Annotated in this window: 16 protein-coding genes; 4 read left to right on the plus strand and 12 right to left on the minus strand. The window is 58.8% G+C overall.

Annotation, left to right across the window (positions count from 1 at the left end; translation table 11 throughout):
• Positions 1-14: 14 nt before the first annotated feature.
• The 6 genes from C7964_RS02500 to C7964_RS02525 all read right to left on the minus strand — a co-directional run bounded on the left by C7964_RS02500 (position 15) and on the right by C7964_RS02525 (position 5,911).
• Complete coding sequence (locus C7964_RS02500) at positions 15-893, minus strand: homocysteine S-methyltransferase family protein (protein WP_110278099.1); 879 nt, start codon at positions 891-893, stop codon at positions 15-17.
• 39 nt (positions 894-932) lie between these two features.
• Positions 933-3,386 carry a GcvT family protein gene (locus C7964_RS02505; RefSeq protein ID WP_110278100.1) on the minus strand — a complete coding sequence of 818 codons (2,454 nt, stop codon included), beginning with the start codon at positions 3,384-3,386 and terminating at the stop codon, positions 933-935.
• Positions 3,379-3,603, minus strand: coding sequence for a hypothetical protein (locus C7964_RS02510; protein WP_110278101.1), 225 nt, complete (start codon positions 3,601-3,603; stop codon positions 3,379-3,381). The genes C7964_RS02505 and C7964_RS02510 overlap by 8 nt, the downstream gene beginning before the upstream one ends.
• Before the next feature lie 10 nt (positions 3,604-3,613).
• The gene (locus C7964_RS02515; protein WP_286163719.1) at positions 3,614-4,204 is read right to left on the minus strand and encodes a helix-turn-helix domain-containing protein; all 591 of its coding nucleotides are present in this window, start codon (positions 4,202-4,204) and stop codon (positions 3,614-3,616) included.
• Between the two features lie 78 nt (positions 4,205-4,282).
• Positions 4,283-4,735, minus strand: a complete 453-nt coding sequence (gene msrC, locus C7964_RS02520) for a free L-methionine (R)-S-oxide reductase MsrC (RefSeq protein WP_110278531.1) — start codon at positions 4,733-4,735, stop codon at positions 4,283-4,285.
• Positions 4,736-4,756: 21 nt separating this feature from the next.
• Entirely contained in the window at positions 4,757-5,911 is a 1,155-nt protein-coding gene (locus C7964_RS02525; RefSeq protein ID WP_110278102.1) for an acetyl-CoA C-acyltransferase, read from the minus strand.
• A 124-nt stretch (positions 5,912-6,035) separates the two neighbouring features.
• On the opposite strand from C7964_RS02525, the gene C7964_RS02530 reads away from it, so the two are divergent.
• Positions 6,036-7,610 (plus strand): gamma-glutamyltransferase family protein, encoded by a 1,575-nt coding sequence (locus tag C7964_RS02530; RefSeq protein ID WP_110278103.1) that lies wholly within the window; start codon positions 6,036-6,038, stop codon positions 7,608-7,610.
• Positions 7,611-7,729: 119 nt separating this feature from the next.
• Here C7964_RS02530 and C7964_RS02535 read toward each other — a convergent pair whose 3' ends face one another.
• A complete protein-coding gene (locus C7964_RS02535; protein WP_181417093.1) occupies positions 7,730-8,299 on the minus strand; it encodes a TetR/AcrR family transcriptional regulator in 570 nt (189 codons plus the stop codon).
• Positions 8,300-8,412: 113 nt separating this feature from the next.
• Between C7964_RS02535 and C7964_RS02540 the strand changes: the two genes are divergently transcribed.
• Positions 8,413-9,477: an efflux RND transporter periplasmic adaptor subunit gene (locus tag C7964_RS02540; RefSeq protein WP_110278105.1), complete on the plus strand. Its 1,065-nt coding sequence runs from the start codon at positions 8,413-8,415 to the stop codon at positions 9,475-9,477.
• A 3-nt stretch (positions 9,478-9,480) separates the two neighbouring features.
• Positions 9,481-12,618, plus strand: coding sequence for an efflux RND transporter permease subunit (locus tag C7964_RS02545; RefSeq protein ID WP_110278106.1), 3,138 nt, complete (start codon positions 9,481-9,483; stop codon positions 12,616-12,618).
• Positions 12,619-12,822: 204 nt separating this feature from the next.
• Here the strand turns inward: C7964_RS02545 and C7964_RS02550 are convergent, their stop codons facing one another.
• Both C7964_RS02550 and C7964_RS02555 read right to left on the minus strand, forming a co-directional pair.
• On the minus strand, positions 12,823-13,215 hold the full coding sequence (locus C7964_RS02550) for a hypothetical protein (RefSeq protein WP_110278107.1): 393 nt from the start codon (positions 13,213-13,215) through the stop codon (positions 12,823-12,825).
• A gap of 89 nt (positions 13,216-13,304) precedes the next feature.
• Complete coding sequence (locus C7964_RS02555) at positions 13,305-13,835, minus strand: NADPH-dependent FMN reductase (protein ID WP_110278108.1); 531 nt, start codon at positions 13,833-13,835, stop codon at positions 13,305-13,307.
• Between the two features lie 116 nt (positions 13,836-13,951).
• On the opposite strand from C7964_RS02555, the gene C7964_RS02560 reads away from it, so the two are divergent.
• On the plus strand, positions 13,952-15,604 hold the full coding sequence (locus tag C7964_RS02560; protein WP_110278532.1) for a thiamine pyrophosphate-binding protein: 1,653 nt from the start codon (positions 13,952-13,954) through the stop codon (positions 15,602-15,604).
• Here C7964_RS02560 and bluB read toward each other — a convergent pair.
• From bluB to C7964_RS02575, 3 genes are read right to left on the minus strand one after another with little or no spacing between them, the layout of a single operon-like run.
• Positions 15,601-16,224 (minus strand): 5,6-dimethylbenzimidazole synthase, encoded by a 624-nt coding sequence (gene bluB / locus C7964_RS02565; protein ID WP_110278109.1) that lies wholly within the window; start codon positions 16,222-16,224, stop codon positions 15,601-15,603. The genes C7964_RS02560 and bluB overlap by 4 nt on opposite strands.
• Positions 16,225-16,584 (minus strand): Lin0512 family protein, encoded by a 360-nt coding sequence (locus C7964_RS02570; protein ID WP_110278110.1) that lies wholly within the window; start codon positions 16,582-16,584, stop codon positions 16,225-16,227. It lies immediately after the preceding gene.
• Positions 16,584-16,928, minus strand: coding sequence for a Lin0512 family protein (locus C7964_RS02575; protein ID WP_110278111.1), 345 nt, complete (start codon positions 16,926-16,928; stop codon positions 16,584-16,586). The genes C7964_RS02570 and C7964_RS02575 overlap by 1 nt, the downstream gene beginning before the upstream one ends.
• Positions 16,929-16,934 lie beyond the last annotated feature (6 nt).

Below are 16,934 nucleotides of genomic sequence, written 5' to 3' on the forward strand. Positions count from 1 at the left end.
CGCTCAAGCGGCTGTTATGGTGTGGTAATTTGATGTCCGGCGGCTTTGATCTTTTCTGCCAGCTTCGCGATATGCGCAGGCCCGACCTCGCAGCAGCCCCCGACAATCGTGGCGCCCTGATCAATCCAGCCCATCACGAAACCTGCGTATTCCTCAGGCCCAAGGTCCTTGCGCGCGGTCAGCGCATCCACTGTGGGTTTATCACCCAGGAACCCTTCGCTGATCTTGGTAAACCCGTTGGCATAGCCGCCGAAGGGTTTACCGGATGTCGCGAGAATTCCCATTGTGGTGCTAATCGCCTCGGGCGACGAACAATTCGCCAGAATTGCACTTGCATCCCCCGCCACGGCAAAGACATCTGCCACAGGCTCACCCGAGCGCAGCTTTGTGCCATCGTTTTCATCCACTGTCAGGGCAAGCCAGACAGGTTTGCCGGTCGCAACCGTGGCTTCAAGGATCGCACGGGCGTGGGCAACAGAAGCAACGGTTTCACAAATAAGAATGTCGACATGCGGTGCCAGCATATTGGCAACCTCGGTGTAAATCGCGACTGCCTCTTCATGCGCAGGCATCAGATCAGGACGATAAGACGCGCGCAACGGTCCGATAGACCCTGCCAGAACACCCATACCTTGCGCCTCGTCAAGTGCGGCCTTTTGCAGGTTGGCAAAGTGATCTTCCATGCCGGTCCCTTCGAGCCTGTCGCGCAGAACGGCATAGGTGTTGGTGGTATGGACCGTCGCACCTGCGGCGCGATAATCGGCATGCACCTGCGCCACCAGTCCGGGGTGATCAATCATCACCTGCGTGGACCAAAGCGGTGTGGGCCGGTCTCCGGCACGATGGACAAGCTCCTGTCCCATGCCGCCGTCAAGAAGGATGATATCTGTCACGAAATGCGTCTCCGAATGTTATAGGTCCGATGGGCAAGATCACGCCCTGATCCGGCTGTTTTCCGGATCCCAAAGAGGCCGATCCTCTTGAATCGTCGCTATATAACGTTCGCCATAGATATCAACGTGAACCTTAGCCCCCGGCACAGCGGCATCCGCGCGCAGCATGCCAAGCGCGATGGATTTATCCACGCGGTATCCCCAACCACCCGATGTGGTTTCACCCGCTACCTCATCGCCCACCCAGATTGTGGACATGTAGGGCGCATCCGCAGGGCCGGGCTCATCCAGCGTCAGCGTGACGAAACGCTTTTTCACACCCGCCTGCTTTTCCGCCAGAAGGGCCGCCTTGCCAGTGAAATCCTGCGGTTTGTCGAAGTTGATAAACCGCTCCAACCCGCCTTCAAGCAGCGAATAATCTGTGCTCAGATCACCTTTCCACGCGCGATAACCCTTTTCCAGCCGCAGCGCGTTCAGCGCGAACATGCCAAAGGGTACCGCACCAGCGCCCAGCACCGCGTCATAAAGTGCGGGCATGTCGGCAATGGCCGCATGGATTTCCCAACCCAGTTCGCCCGCAAAACTGACCCGCGCCAGCGCACAATCAACACCAGCAACTTTTGCCGCCTGATGGCTCAACCACCCTGCCGACAAATCCGCCTCGGTTCCGATGCTCTCAAACAAGTCTCGCGCCTTCGGTCCTGTCACGATTAGCGTGGAATATTCGGTCGTGTGATCCGTCAGAGACAGCCCCGCATCCAGCGCATCCTTCAGCACATCAAAATCATGCCATTGCGCCGTGGCCGCCGTAATCAGCGTGAACTGGTCCTCGCCATGCCGCATGACCGACATCTCGGTCAGGATCCGCCCGCGATCATCAGCGAAATAGGCAAGGTTCATGCGCCCCACCTTTGGCAAACCGCCTGCGATCCGGCCGCGCAGCCATTCGGCGGCACCGTCACCCGCCAGATTGAACCGCGAAAAACCCGGCAGGTCCAGGACGCCTACACCGTCGCGGACGGCTTCGCATTCTTCCTTCACGCGCGGCTGCCATGGGCCTGCGCGCTCCCATGTTTCGGTTGCCTCAAGCGAGGTGTCATCGCCATCCTTGGCAAACCAGTTGGCGCGCTCCCAGCCGTTATAGGCACCCATCTGCCCGCCGAGTTCCAGCACCTTGTCATGCACCGGCGACAGTTTCTTGTCGCGCCCTGCAGGCCACATCTTGTGGGGGAAATGCATGCCGTATTCGTGGCCGTAAATCTCCATCGCCTTCTGGTGGCAGTAATCCTGATCCGTGTAATCGGTATAGCGGCGCGGATCGCAGGCCCACATATCCCATTCGGTCTGACCGTCCACGATCCATTCCGCAGCGACCTTGCCCGCGCCCCCGCCTTGGGTAATGCCGAAGGTAAAGACGCAAGCCTCGAACGCATTCTTGACGCCGGGCATCGGCCCCAGCAGCGGCAGCCCGTCGGGCGCATAGGGGATCGGCCCGTTGATCACGCGGCCCACGCCTGCGGTGCCAAGGATCGGCACGCGGGCCATCGCATCCTCGATATACCATTCCAGTCGTTCCAGATCATCGGGATAAAGCTGAAAGCTGAAATCTTCTGGCTGCGGATCATCGGGTGTCACCCAATGTGCCTTGCAGTTGCGCTCATAGGGGCCAAGGTTCAGCCCGTTCTTGTCCTGCCGCAGATAGTAGGAACTATCCACATCGCGCAGCAAAGGAACCTTGTGGCCCATTTTCTCGGTCCAAGCCTTCAGTTCGGGAATTTCCTCGGTCAGGAAGAACTGGTGCGACATTGTCACCATTGGCACGGTGCGCCCGCCATAGGGTTTGAACCATTCGCCGACGCGCTGGGCATAATAGCCTGCGGCATTCACGACCTTTTCGCAGTCGATATCACCCTTTTCGGTATGCACGGTCCATGTGCCATTCGCATGCTGGGTGACACCCGTTGCACTACAGAACCGTTCGATCCTGGCACCCATCTGGCGCGCGCCCTTGGCCAAGGCCTGCGTCAATTGCGCGGGATCAATATCTCCGTCGTCCGGATCATAAAGCGCGCCTTCCAGATCATGGGTTTCCAGAAACGGATACATCTCTTTCGCGTCATCCGGCGTCATCAGCCGCAGGTTCAGTCCCTGATAGTTGCCCATGCCCATCGCGCGGGCAAACTCCTGCATGCGTTCCTTGGAATGTGCCAACCGGATGGATCCGGTGACGTGGTAATTCATCGGATAATCCACCTCTTCGGCGAGCCCCTTATAAAGGCCCAGCGAATAGCGTTGCATATTCATCACTGCCCATGAAGTGCTGAAAGACGGACAGTTTCCTGCGGCATGCCATGTCGATCCCGCCGTCAACTCGTTCTTTTCCAGCAGAACACAATCGGTCCAGCCCTTCTTGGCCAGATGATAGAGGGTCGAGACCCCCACAACACCGCCACCAATAATCACAACACGTGCAGTTGTCGGGAAATCAGCCATATCGTTTACCTTCTCTGGTCGGGGGCATGTGGGCCATGGTCCGTGAAAGAGTCATCATCGCCGGCATCGGCGGAAAACATATGTCCAGCAGGCGCCAACCACGCAGGCCGGTCAACGCAAACTGCGGCACTCTTGTGATGATTTGCGCCAGTCGGCGGCATAGGATGTAGGGCATAAAAGCGAAGGCACGACTATCGAAGCGTTGATGCAGCGCCATCGCGATCCCCTCAATAAACCGGCGGCGAGATCACCCAGACGATCTCGCAGGGGGTGTCATGTTTGTTCCACCACTGGAACTGCTGTCCGCGCAAACGGAAGCTATCGCCGGCCCCAAGCTGGAAGTGCTGGCCATCAAGCGCAATCTCAAACTTGCCTTTGATGATATAGCAGACCTCTTGGGTCGGCCGGCTCAGGGGTTCGGGCAAGAATGAGTGGGGGGCGAATGCGGAATGGATGACTTCAAAATCATCGGTCAGATCGGGTGACAACAGCGCCTCGGTCAAGCCTTCGGTCCGGCTGCCGATCGGGCGGCGCGCATGCGACCGCACAATATGCCCTTCTTCTTCCGGGGGGATGGCAACCTTGAAAAAGCTGGATATCGAGACATCGAGCGCTTTTGCGATGCGGGCTAAATCGGCGCGGTCCGGATAGGATAAATCGCGCTCGACCTGGCTGAGCCAGCCAACGGAACGGCCCAAAGTTGCAGCAAGATCAGCCAGCGTAATCCGCCGTGACTTGCGCAATGACCTTATGTCCGCTCCAAGCGATGAAACGGTGACATTTTCATCCCGCATGATCGCACCGTGAAAAAATGACATAAATATTCATATACCGTGGTCCTTAGCATTTGCATAATAGTTTTTGTGCTGAATGCTGCGGATACTGCCAGCGGCGCGCTATTTTGCAAAGGCGAGATTGAGGATAGCCTGCATGCCCGCGATATCCGCCTGATCAAAGGCATCGGGTTGATCGCTATCAATATCAAAAACACCCAGCAACGCACCGTTGCGGTCATGGACCGGCAGCACCAGCTCCGAGCGTGTACTGCTGGCACAGGCAATGTGGCCGGGAAAGGCATCAACATCCGGCACAAGCTGTACTTCACCCGTGCGCGCGGCGGCTCCGCAAACACCCCGCGAAAACGGGATCACCAGACAGCCGTGCCCGCCCTGATACGGCCCGATCTTGAGCATCTCGGGGCCGGTCACCCGATAAAAACCGGTCCAGTCGAAACGGTCATCGCTGTGATGCACCTCGCAGGCAACTGTCGCCATCAAGGAAATCACGTCATCCTCGCCTTCGGTCAGCGCGGCAATCGTTTTGGTCAGGTCATCATAATTCACGCGCATCGCCGTATCTTTCATGTCTTTCTAAACCCGCTCAATGGCAATCGCCGTGCCTTCGCCACCACCGATGCAGATGGCGGCGACACCCCGTTTGAGCCCACGTGTTTCCAGTGCATTCAGCAAGGTCACGATAATGCGCGTACCGGATGCCCCAATCGGATGGCCCAAGGCACAGGCCCCGCCATTCACATTCACAATGTCACGCGGGATATGCATCTCATGCATGAACGCCATCGGCACAACGGCAAAAGCCTCGTTGACCTCCCACAGGTCGACATCATCAACGTCCCAGCCGATCCTGGCCAAGAGCTTTTGCGCGGCAGGCACGGGCGCCGTCGTAAACCACCCCGGTGCTTGCGCATGGCTGGCATGGCCCACGATCCGCGCACGCGCGCCACTGTTGTCAGCCGACAGAACCAAGGCCGCCGCGCCATCGGAAATGCTCGATGCATTGGCGGCCGTCACCGTCCCGTCAGGGCGGAATGCAGGTTTCAGCGACGGGATCTTTTCGGGCCGTGCCTTGCCCGGTTGTTCATCACGGGTGAAGACATCTTCACCATTGCGGCTATGCACGGTGACGGGGGCGATTTCATTGTCAAACGCGCCAGACCTTTCGGCATCGAGCGCGTTGGACAGGGATGCGATCGCATAGTGATCCTGCGCGTCACGGGTGAATTGATATTTCTCGGCGCAATCCTCGGCAAATGTGCCCATCAAACGGCCCTTGTCATAGGCATCCTCGAGCCCGTCGAGGAACATGCTGTCCTGCACACTCTGGTGCCCGATCCGCGCCCCGCCGCGCAGTTTCGACATCAGATATGGTGCGTTGGTCATGCTTTCCATGCCGCCTGCAACCATCGTGTCGGCGCCGCCAAGGGCGATCTGGTCGAACGCCATCATCGCTGTTTTCATACCGGAACCGCACATCTTGTTGACGGTCGTGGCCGGTACGCTGTCATCCAGCCCCGCCAGAAACCCTGCCTGCCGTGCAGGGGCCTGTCCCAGACCTGCAGGCAAGACGCAGCCCATCAGGACCTCATCAACATGTGGTTTGCCGGCGCCCGCAAGTGCGGCCTTGATCGCGGCGCCCCCCAAAGTGGGTGCATCCACATCAGAAAAAATTCCCTGAAACCCGCCCATCGGTGTGCGGGCGGCACCTTTGATGAAAACATCACGCATGATCTTACTCCCTCCAACGCAATAGACGCTACGCCTGTGTCGCCGAAAGGAAAAGCCTGAACATTTGCGTTGCGCGTCGCAGCGATCGGGCTAGGTTCACCGCAATATCAGGAAGGACCTCCCCATGCGCAATTTTCACCACCCCGGCCGCTCGGCGGTTTTTGCAACCAATGGTATGTGCGCAACGTCGCATCCGCTGGCCGCGAAAGTTGCCGTGCAAATGATGGAATCAGGTGGCAATGCCATGGACGCTGCGATTGCGGGGGCAGTGCTGCTGGGCCTGTGTGAGCCGCAGATGACTGGTATCGGCGGGGATTGTTTTGTGCTGTTGACACCGCCGGGCGAAGACCGCGTTGTGGCGCTGAACGGATCAGGCCGTGCGCCTGCGGGAATAGATGCCGACAAACTGCGTGCCAAAGGTGACGTGATCGCACCCTATTCCGCCGATGCGGTCAGCATCCCGGGCGCGGTTGATGCCTTTTGCCGTCTGTCCAAGGACTGGGGCAAACTGGGCCTCAAGGCCGTTCTCGCCCCGTCCATCCACTATGCCGAGGCCGGCGTTCCGGTGGCTGAACGCGTGGCCTCTGACTGGGCGCAATCGGTGGATAACCTTTCTGGCCATGCCCGCGACCTCTATCTGTTGAACGGCGAAGCCCCCAAGGCAGGGCAGATCTTCCGTGCACCGGAACAGGCAGAGGTGCTACGCCGCATTGCCATGGACGGGCGCGCGGGGTTCTACGAGGGAGAGGTCGCCGAAGACATGGTCGCCTCGCTCAATGCGCTGGGCGGCACGCATACGCTGGATGATTTCGCGAATACGGCATGTGACTACACCGACCCGATCACGGGTGGCTATGGCGGGCTCGATCTTTACGAGCATCCACCAAACGGGCAGGGCGCGACCGCGATCCTGCTGCTGAATATCCTGAAGCATTTCGACATCGCAGGCATGGACCCGTGGGGCGCCGAGCGCGTCCATATTGAGGCCGAAGCAACCAAACTCGCCTACGACACCCGCAACCGGTTCCTGTCCGATCCGGAATATATGACGCGGCTCGACTATATGACGTCACCCGACACAGCGGCGAAACTGGCCGCCCTGATCGACCCCAAAAAGGCGATGCCAGCAGGTTTGCCAGGGGCCGAGGCAGTGCACAAAGACACCATCTACATCACCGTGGTCGACAAGGACCGCATGTGTGTGTCGCTGATCTATTCGGTGTTCCATTCCTTCGGGGCGGGCATCGCATCCGATAAATTCGGCGTGCTGTTCCAGAACCGCGGCGCGGGATTCACGCTGGAACAGGGCCACCCCAACGAGGTCGGCGGCGGCAAACGCCCGATGCACACGATCATCCCTGCCATGCTGAAGAAAGACGGCAAGGTTCACATGCCCTTCGGTGTCATGGGTGGGCAGTACCAGTCCACCGGACACGCACGTTTCGTCACCAACGTCACCGATTTCGGCCTGTCGCCACAGGCCGCCATGGACGCGCCGCGCAGTTTTGCGGAAGGCGCGGAATTGCGGGTCGAGGATGGCTACAGCGACGCGGTCAAAGCCGAACTTGCCGCAATGGGCCACAACGTGGTGCGGCCAGAGACGGCGATCGGCGGCTCACAGGCAATTCTGCTTCATGAGGATGGTGTGCTTGAGGGCGGAAGTGACCCGCGCAAAGACGGGTGCGCGCTCGGGTATTGACGAGGGCCAACAGCGCCGCCCTACACTTGGTGTAATGGATGTAGGGTGGCGTGCCTTCAGGGTCCGCGCGCACGGCCGTTCTTTTCCGGATAGGGAATGACACTGCCGTGAGACCAAAATTACTTGATCACAATCAATGCCTTGATCGCCTCCAGATGACCTGCCTTGAGTTCATCAACAGGAAAATGTTCATCCAGATCGTCAAATTTCGCAAACATCTCCCGCGAAAGCGAAAGCGTGACAATCGGCCCTATAAACAGATGTGACATCAGCTTCTTGTCTATCGGCTTGAAGACACCCGCCTTTGTCCCTTGGGCAAGGATCTGGGCCACCAAGGCCTCATGCGGCAGGATATATTCTTCACGAAAAGACCGCGCCACCTGCGGAAACGCGCGCGATACTTCGGCAATGAGAGGCGACATGCGCCCGACCGCCGAATTAATCACCGTGTCGTATAACGTGTCGAACGCCTGTGACAGCTTTTCCTCCGGACTTGCCTGGTCGTCCGCGACAATTGCTTCAAGAGAGCTCAGCGCGTGTTGATAGCCATCGGTCACGCAGGCAATGAACAGATCTTCCTTGTTAGCGAAATGATAATAAAGACTCGCTTTGGTCATGCCCGACGCTTTCGCGATCGCGCTCATCGACGTTCCCGCGAAGCCGTTTTGCAAAAACAGGTCGGTCGCCAAATCTATAATGCGGCCCTTTGCGTCGCGATCTTTGTTTTTTTCCATTTCTAGTTGACCTGGTCTGAGTTATGCCTATCTACCGAACGGTAGGTAGATAATAGGAGCGTTCGGCGATGAAACAAGGTTGGATGAAAGCATGGGCAATTGCCATAGCGTGCTTTGTCGCCGTTTGCCAAACTGCACAGGCACAAAGTCAAGACACACCGGTATTTGTTCAGACAGAGGTGGTCGGCGCGGCATCGCAAAGCGTAACACGCCAGTTCTTCGGACAGGTCGCGGCGCTGGAGACTGTTGATCTCTCATTCGAAGTCGGCGGCTATATAGAAACCCTCGAAGCCCCAGAGGGTGCTTCCATCGAAGAGGGTACGGTGTTGGCCCGACTCGACATTGCCCCGTTCGCGCGTGCCGTCGAACGAAGCCGGCTGGCACTTGCGCAAGCGGAACGCGACCTGATCCGCGCACAGCAACTGGCCACGCGAAACGTTACGTCCGAGGTGCAGGCCGAAAACCTGCAAACGGCGCGTGACCTTGCAGATGTTGCTTTGCGCGAAGCCGAGGCCGCTCTTGACGATGCGGCCATCATCGCCCCATTCAAAGGGATCGTCGCAGACCGGCTGGGCACTGAATTCACCACCATCCAGCCGGGTCAGCCTATCCTGCGCCTGCACAATATGTCCGAGACGCGTGTCGAGTTTGAACTGCCGGAAAGGCTTCTGGCGCAGATCGGGGACCCCAGCGTTGTGACCTTTGAAGGTCATCTTGCAGGGTTGAGTGATCCGATCCCATTAGCGTTTCGCGAGTATCGGGCCGAAACGGCGCAGATCGGCCAAAGCTATACACTTTCTCTCGCTGCCGAACTGGCAGCGGATCAGTTGCTGCTACCCGGGCGGACGATCCGGGTGCACGCCAGCATTGACCGCCCGACAAACGGCATCATTGTTCCGCAAACTGCAATTACAACACGGGCGGACGGGCAGACTGTCGTCGTCGCGCTTGACGGAAATGGCCCGATATTCACCGCAAGGCATGTCCCGGTGTCTGTGGCCTCGACAAATGGGGCAGAGTTCATCGTCACCGGCCTTCCCGCAGAGACCGAGATCGTCACCATCGGGGCGCATCTGGTTCCGGACGGAGCCGCAGTGAAACGGTTCGTCGGCCTCACCGTGGAAGGGCTCTAAGCTATGCAGATTGCGCGTCTATCTATCGAACGGCCACTCTATACCTGGATCTTGATCCTCTTTTGCTTGGTCGGCGGGGCCGCAGGATACTTTGGCGTCGGCAAGCTGGAAGATCCGGTTTTTACCCTGAAATCTGCCATTATCACCACCGCCTACCCGGGTGCGACAGCGGCCGAGGTGGCGATCGAAGTATCCGAGGTGCTGGAGTCCGAAATCCAGCAGATGAACGAGGTTGACTTCGTCACCTCCAGCAACACACCGGGACTGTCGGTGGTTGAGGTGACGATCCGTGATACCTTCGGCGGCGATGAACTGGCCCAGGTCTGGGACGATCTGCGCGACCGTGTGGCCGATGCACAGAGCAAACTGCCTGCCGGAGCGGTGCCATCGAGCGTCAACGACAGTTTTGGCGACGTTTATGGCCTGCTCTACGCTGTCACCGCGCCGGGTTATGACGATGCAACCATTTGGGATATCGCCACCTTCTTGCGGCGGGAACTGCTCACGGTTGACGGCGTGGCCAATGCCGAACTCCGCGGTCTGCCGGAAGAGGCGATCTTTATCGAGCCATCAGGCGAAATCCTTACAGCTCTGGGTGTTTCACCTGATGTGATTGTCGGCGCTGTTTCCGCCGCTGATGAGGTGGTACCAACCGGCACCGCGTCAAACGGGCGGCAGGATTTGCGTGTCGACGCACCCGCACCCGATGATAGCGTCTCGGAGATCAGCGCGCTGACCTTCGGGGTGCAGGGCGAAATCCTGAACCTGACCGATGTCGCCGAGGTCTATCGTGCCCGCATTGATGCGCCACGCCAGATGATCCGCCACAACGGTGCCGAAGCCTTTACAATCGGTGTTTCGGGGCTCAACTCCGAGAACATCGTCGCAGTCGGTCAGCGGGTGGAAGACCGGATCGACGAGATCGCGACACTCTTGCCTGTGGGTGTTACGCTCGCGCCGATTTATGAACAGCACCGCGTTGTCGACACCGCAAACTCGGATTTTCTGGCCAACCTTGCCATGTCTGTAGCTGTTGTCATCGGTGTACTGGCGCTCTTCATGGGATGGCGCGCGGCGGTTGTCGTGGGGGGCTCGCTGCTGTTGACCGTCAGCTTTACATTCTTCTTCATGTATCTCTTCGACATCAAGGTCGAGCGGATCAGTCTGGGCGCGCTCATCATCGCCATGGGCATGCTTGTGGACAATGCCATTGTTGTGGCTGAAGGCATGCAAATCCAGATGAAACGGGGCCGCAAGGCGGTTGCGGCGGCAACAGAGGTCGCCGCACGGACGCAAGTCCCGCTGCTGGGTGCAACCATCATCGGTATCATGGCGTTCGCCGGTATCGGACTTAGCCCTGACAGCTCAGGCGAGTTCCTGTTTTCGCTCTTTGCGGTCATCGGAATTTCGCTACTGCTGTCATGGTTGCTGGCGGTCACAGTCACACCGCTTCTGGGCAGCTACTTCTTTGTTACCGACACCAACCCGGAGGCCAAAGATCCTTACGACACGGTCTTTTTCCGTAGTTACGGCAAGGTTGTGCGCGGCGCGCTTCGTGCCCGCTGGTTGGTGATCATGGCATTGATCGGGGCGATGGTGGCAGGCCTAGGCGCGATGGGCATGGTCAAGCAACAGTTCTTTCCGCCCGCCACGACGCCGATTTTCTATCTCAACTACAAAGCCGCGCAAGGCACCGCGATTGAAACCGCCCGCGACGACCTTGCACAGGTCGAGGCGTGGTTGCTGGAACAGCCGCAGGTCGAAGCTGTCACCACGACGGTTGGCGCCAGCATGACCCGTTTCCTGCTGACATATCCCACTGCGGACCCATCACCCTCATACGGTCAATTGGTCATCCGCATGACCAGTTCTGACGTCTTTCCCGAACTTGCAGCAGGTCTGACAGACTTCACGGCCCGCACGATCCCTTGGGCCGAAACGCGGGTGCAGCAGATCATCTATGGTCCCCCCGTAAGCGCAGATGTCGAATTGCGCCTATCAGGTCCGGATCCGATGGTCCTGCGTGGACTGGCAGATGAAGCCCAGGATATTCTGAAAAAGCAGACCGACCTTCTGGTCACGGAACGTATCGACTGGCGTGAACGCGAACTGACAACGCAACCTATCTTTGCGACGGACCGCGCGCAGGCGCTGGGGATCACGCGTCAATCCGTGTCTCAGGTTATCGCACTTGCCACTGATGGACTGCAGGTTGGCACCTTCCGCGAAGCCGACCGCCAGTTGCCTATCTTGATCCGCACGCCACGCCATGAACAACTGGGCGGCGAATACCTTCTTGATCAACCGATCTATGCGCCCAGCATCAACGGCTACACAACGCTGGATCAGGTGCTTGACGGCTTCAATGTGATTGCCCGCGATACCGTGATCGCGCGCCGTGACCGCACGCCCACCATCAGTGTGCAGGCCTTTACCATTCCGGGTGTGCTTGCTCCTGAAGCATTTGCACAGGTGCGTAACGCGATCGAGGACATGCCGCTGCCGCCCGGTTACCGGATGGAGTGGGGGGGAGAGTTCGAAAGTTCCAGCACGGCGCAGGAAAGCCTCGGCAGGCAGATGCCGCTGGCTTTTGGCACGATGCTGTTGATCACAATCCTGCTGTTCGGCAAGTTGCGCCAGACCGCCGTCATCTGGACAGTCGTGCCGATGGGCGTCACCGGTGTTGGTTTTGGCCTCTTGTTCACGAACCTACCCTTCAGCTTTACAGCGCTCTTGGGTCTTCTGAGCCTATCGGGCATGCTGATCAAGAACGCCATCGTGCTCGTAGAAGAAATCGACAACCAGAAATCTGAGGAAGGGCTTGCGCAATCGGAAGCGATTGTGACCGCCTCTGTCAGTCGTCTGCGTCCGGTTGTCCTTGCGGCGGCCACAACAATCCTTGGCATGGTGCCACTGCTCACAGATGCCTTCTTTGCCTCAATGGCGGTGGCAATCATGGCAGGGCTCGGCTTTGCGTCTGTTCTCACGCTGATCGGCGTGCCTGCGCTTTATCATACTTATATGCGTAAAGAACGGCGCGCCGAAAAAGCCGCGACCAATTCCGCAAAGACGCCTGGCCTTCTGATGCGCTTGCTCTCCCCTGCAGCCAAGACAGGGCCGAAACAGATCGCAGCCGAATAATGCAAGAACAAGGGACAAGGATGGCAGAGTTTTTGGCGCGCGCGCTGCTTTTCTGCAGGAAGCCTCTGATGCCAACGGCGATGGCTCTGCCATCATCTTGCAAATTGCGGTTGGCCAGAAAAACTCACCAGTTGGTCTGGCCAGGTGTCCGATTTCTGCGCCTGAGGCCTACGGCACGACGCTGAATTGGACAAGGCGGCGCGTTCAGCCTGCCCGGAGCGACCGCAAAAAGAGCCCGATCCCGCCGACCAGCAGCACCAGTATCACGATCAGATCAAACGCGCTCATCTGTGCAAGTTGCAGGGTCATATTCGCGATCACACCGAAGATTAGCGCCACAAGTGCCGCGCCTGCGATGCCCCAACCCAGCCAGTTCTTGGCGTTGTAAAAGATCATCCCGATCCCGAACATGAACGGGATCAGGATCATGCCTGAAGTGATCGGCACGCCGCCGATCCCGAAAACGCGGCTGCCCAGCCCGAAGTTTGGCCGCACCACAATGCCATTCAGCAACAGATAGCCACCGCCCACCATCATGATCAGCCCGATCAGAAAGCTGCCGGTCCCGCCATCAGATCCACCTGCGCCACGTGCCATCTATGTCTCCAGTTTCTCGCTTTGGGCCTTTTACCCGCCATACGGTTGTACGTACAGGTTGTGTACAGGGTGTGTACAGCTTCTGTACATCAAATACGGGCCTTCAGCGCATCCATCAACTCGGTCAGGAGTTTGATATAAATCTCGCCCGTCAACTTGCCGTTTTCATCGAATTCCTTGCCAGAACTCGCGACGAGCACCTCTGGTCCCTGCAAGATGTCGGGCCGGAACGGCATCATCATTAGGCGAAGCGCAAACTGCGTACGCTCGCCGCCCGCGCGGCCTGCAGCGGCTGACATGATGGCAAGAGGTTTGTTGTTCCAAGGATTGCCCTCGGTCCGGCTGACCCAATCCAGCGCGTTCTTCAAGGCGCCCGAGGGTGCCTTGTTGTATTCGGGCGTGGAGATGATGACCGCATCCGCCGCAGCGATCTGATCGGAAAGGGTCTGGACCTTCGCAGGGATACCGTCTGCCGCTTCCACGTCGCCGTTGAAGAGGGGAAAATCGATGTCGGCGAGGGTGAATGTATCGGCGCCAAAAATCTCCGCTGCGTTCTGGACCAAAAGCGTGTTGGTCGATGCCTTGCGGAGCGAGCCTGAAATGCCAAGAAGAGTTGTCATTTGTAATCCTTTCAACGGTTTCAGGACAGATAGAGCGCAGGTTGCAAAGCGCAACAGTAGCCCTTGCACAGGCTATGTGCATGGCACATGCTGTCCGCAAAATCTGGGAGAACATCATGGTCCGGCATGGCGGAAAAATATTGAGCGATCAACTGGTTAAGCTCGGCGTAGAGCGGGTATTCTCGGTGCCGGGCGAGAGCTTTCTTGCGGCCCTGGATGGCCTGTACGACAGCGGCATTCCCAACATCGTCTGCCGTCAGGAAGGTGGTGCCGCAATGATGGCCGAGGCCTACGGCAAAATGACCGGCAAGCCCGGCGTCTGTTTTGTTACCCGTGGACCGGGGGCGACCAATGCCTCTGCAGGCATCCATATCGCGATGCAGGACAGCACGCCGATGGTCATGTTTGTCGGCCAGATCGACAATAGGCAGACGGATCGCGAGACTTTTCAAGAGGTTGATTATAAGTCATTTTTTGGCGGTCTGGCGAAATGGGTCGCACAGGTGAACGACACCGACCGCCTGCCGGAATATATCGGCCGCGCGTTCCGTGTCGCCATGTCGGGCCGCCCCGGTCCTGTGGTGTTGGCCCTGCCGGAGAACATGCTCAGCGCCAGCGCCGATGTGCCCGATCTGCATATCCCCGAGGTGATCGCAAATCCGCTGCCAGAGAGCACGGCGCAAACGATCCTGCACGCTTTGGCACAGGCCGAACGCCCGCTCGTCGTCGTGGGTGGCCCGCACTGGTCTGCACAGGCCCAAGCCGATCTGCAGGCCTTTGCCGAGCGCCAGAATGTCCCGGTCGCAGCAGGCTTCCGGCGCCAGGATTATATGGATAACCACCATGCCAATTATGCTGGTGATCTGAACGTCGGGATCAATCCGAAACTTGCACAGCGGGTGCGCGATGCGGATACGCTGATCCTGCTTGGAACGCGGTTCGGCGATATCGAAACGCAAGGCTATACGCTGGTTGACCCCGCCAATCCGGCCAAGCGGATTGTGCATGTACATGCCGACGCGGATGAACTGGGGCGGGTTTACACCCCTGACATCGCAATCAACGCCACCGCGCCTGCGGTGCTGCGCCAGTTGGCAAATGCCGAACATGCGGGCGATTGGTCCGGCTGGAGCAGCGCTGCGCGGGCTGATTATGACCACTGGCTGACCCCGCAGGAAAGCCCCGGCGCGCTGAAGCAAGAGGCGGTGATCAAATGGTTGTCCGAGCATCTGCCAGATGATGCGATGATCACAAACGGGGCAGGGAACTATGCTGCATGGCTGCACCGTTATTTCGTTTACAAGCAATATGGCACACAGCTTGCCCCGACTTCCGGGTCGATGGGATACGGGTTTCCGGCAGCGATTTCCGCGTCGTTGGCGCATCCGGACCGCACTGTCGTTTGCCTTGCGGGTGACGGCTGTTTCCAGATGACCTGCAACGAGATGTCGACCGCCGTTCAGCATGGCGCAAAGCCGATTGTCGTGGTGATGAACAACGGCCGCTACGGCACGATCCGCATGCATCAGGAAAAGACATATCCGGGGCGGGTGTCGGGGACTGCACTTGCCAACCCTTATTTTGCCGCATTCGCGCGCGCCTATGGCGGGCACGGTGAGAAGGTCACGCGGTCAGAGGATTTTGCCGAAGCCTTTGCGCGCGCCCAAGCCGCAGGCACCGTGGCTATCATCGAGTGTCAGGTCGATGAGGAGGCGCTGACAACCGCCGCGACGCTCAGTGCTGTCAGGGCTGCGGCGCAGAAGGCCTAGACATCCTGCCAGATGGTTTCTGCGTTGGTTTGCCACGCGTTGCGATGCAGCAGCGGTGTGTCATCATCCGAGGCGGCTTTGCCAAGGCAGAGATAGGCGGTCAGATCCCAGTTGTCGGGCGCATGCAGGCTATGCGCCACAGCCTGCGGATCGAGGATCGAAACCCAGCCGACGCCAAGGTTCTCGGCGCGGGCGGCAAGCCAAAGGGTGTGGATGGCGGCTACCGTAGAATAGGCGAGCATCTCTGGCATGGTCTGGCGCCCCAGACCGTGCCCTGCTTTGGGGTCTCTTTCCGTAAAGATGGCGAGATGGACCGGCGCTTCGCGGAGCCCTGCAAGTTTCAGCCGGTTATAGGCGGCGCGCTGATCGTCTTTATAGGCTGCGGCGGCCTGTGCATTCGCGGCCTCGAAATTGCGGATCACGGCCGCGCGCAGATCAGTCGATTTCACGTGGAGTACCCGCCAGGGCCGCGCATTTCCCACCGAAGGCGCAAAATCCATCGCCTTTCGCAGCCGGTCCAGCACTTCCTGCGGGACCGGATCGGGTAGAAAGTGCCGGACATCACGCCGCCAGAGCAGGATATCCTGCAAGGCGTCCCGATGAGCCTGCGTCAGCTCCATCTAGTCTTGTACCCATTTGCCCGCTTGAGACGGCAAAAAGGCCTCGACTGCCGCTGTGGCGATCACGGCGGTGTCACCTGTTTCGGGGTTGGGTATATTCAGCCCGCCTTTGACAACGCTGACATGCGCGCGGCCACGCGGCAGGCCGGAGGTCAGGGCCTCCGGGTCGATTTTGTCAGGCTCTTGCACAGCAACGGTGACCTGCACCCGCATTTCGCCGTGGGGCAGGTTGATGCTGTCGAATATCGGCAGAGTGGAATGCCGGATCGCGTCTTCGATCGCGCGGGCAGCGGCCTTTTGATAGTCCATCCCGTGCAGGTCGTTGCCCATGCCCATTTCGATGATGATCCGTTGCTCCATCAGGTCCGCTCCATTTCGAATGAGACATTGATGGCGACATTGGCAATGACCGTCGGCTTGCCGTCGGGGCGGGGGATATCAAGGCCACCGTGGTGGACGGTGATCGTGGGCTGGCCGTAAGGGAAGATGTCCAGCAGACTTGCGGTGTCAACTTGATCGGGTTCTTGCACGCCAATCTCTACATCGATGAGCATCGCTTCTTTGGGAAAACCGAAGAGCTCGGCCATATTGATCGAGTTGTGCCACAGCGCGTCCTGCAATCCACGGCGCGCAGCTTGGGTATAGTCTTGCCGGCGCAGGCTGGTACCCATGCCGAATTCAGTCAGGACGCGGTGTTTGGGCATAAAGTA

Source organism: Loktanella sp. PT4BL (genome assembly GCF_003201935.1).
Lineage (GTDB): Bacteria > Pseudomonadota > Alphaproteobacteria > Rhodobacterales > Rhodobacteraceae > Yoonia.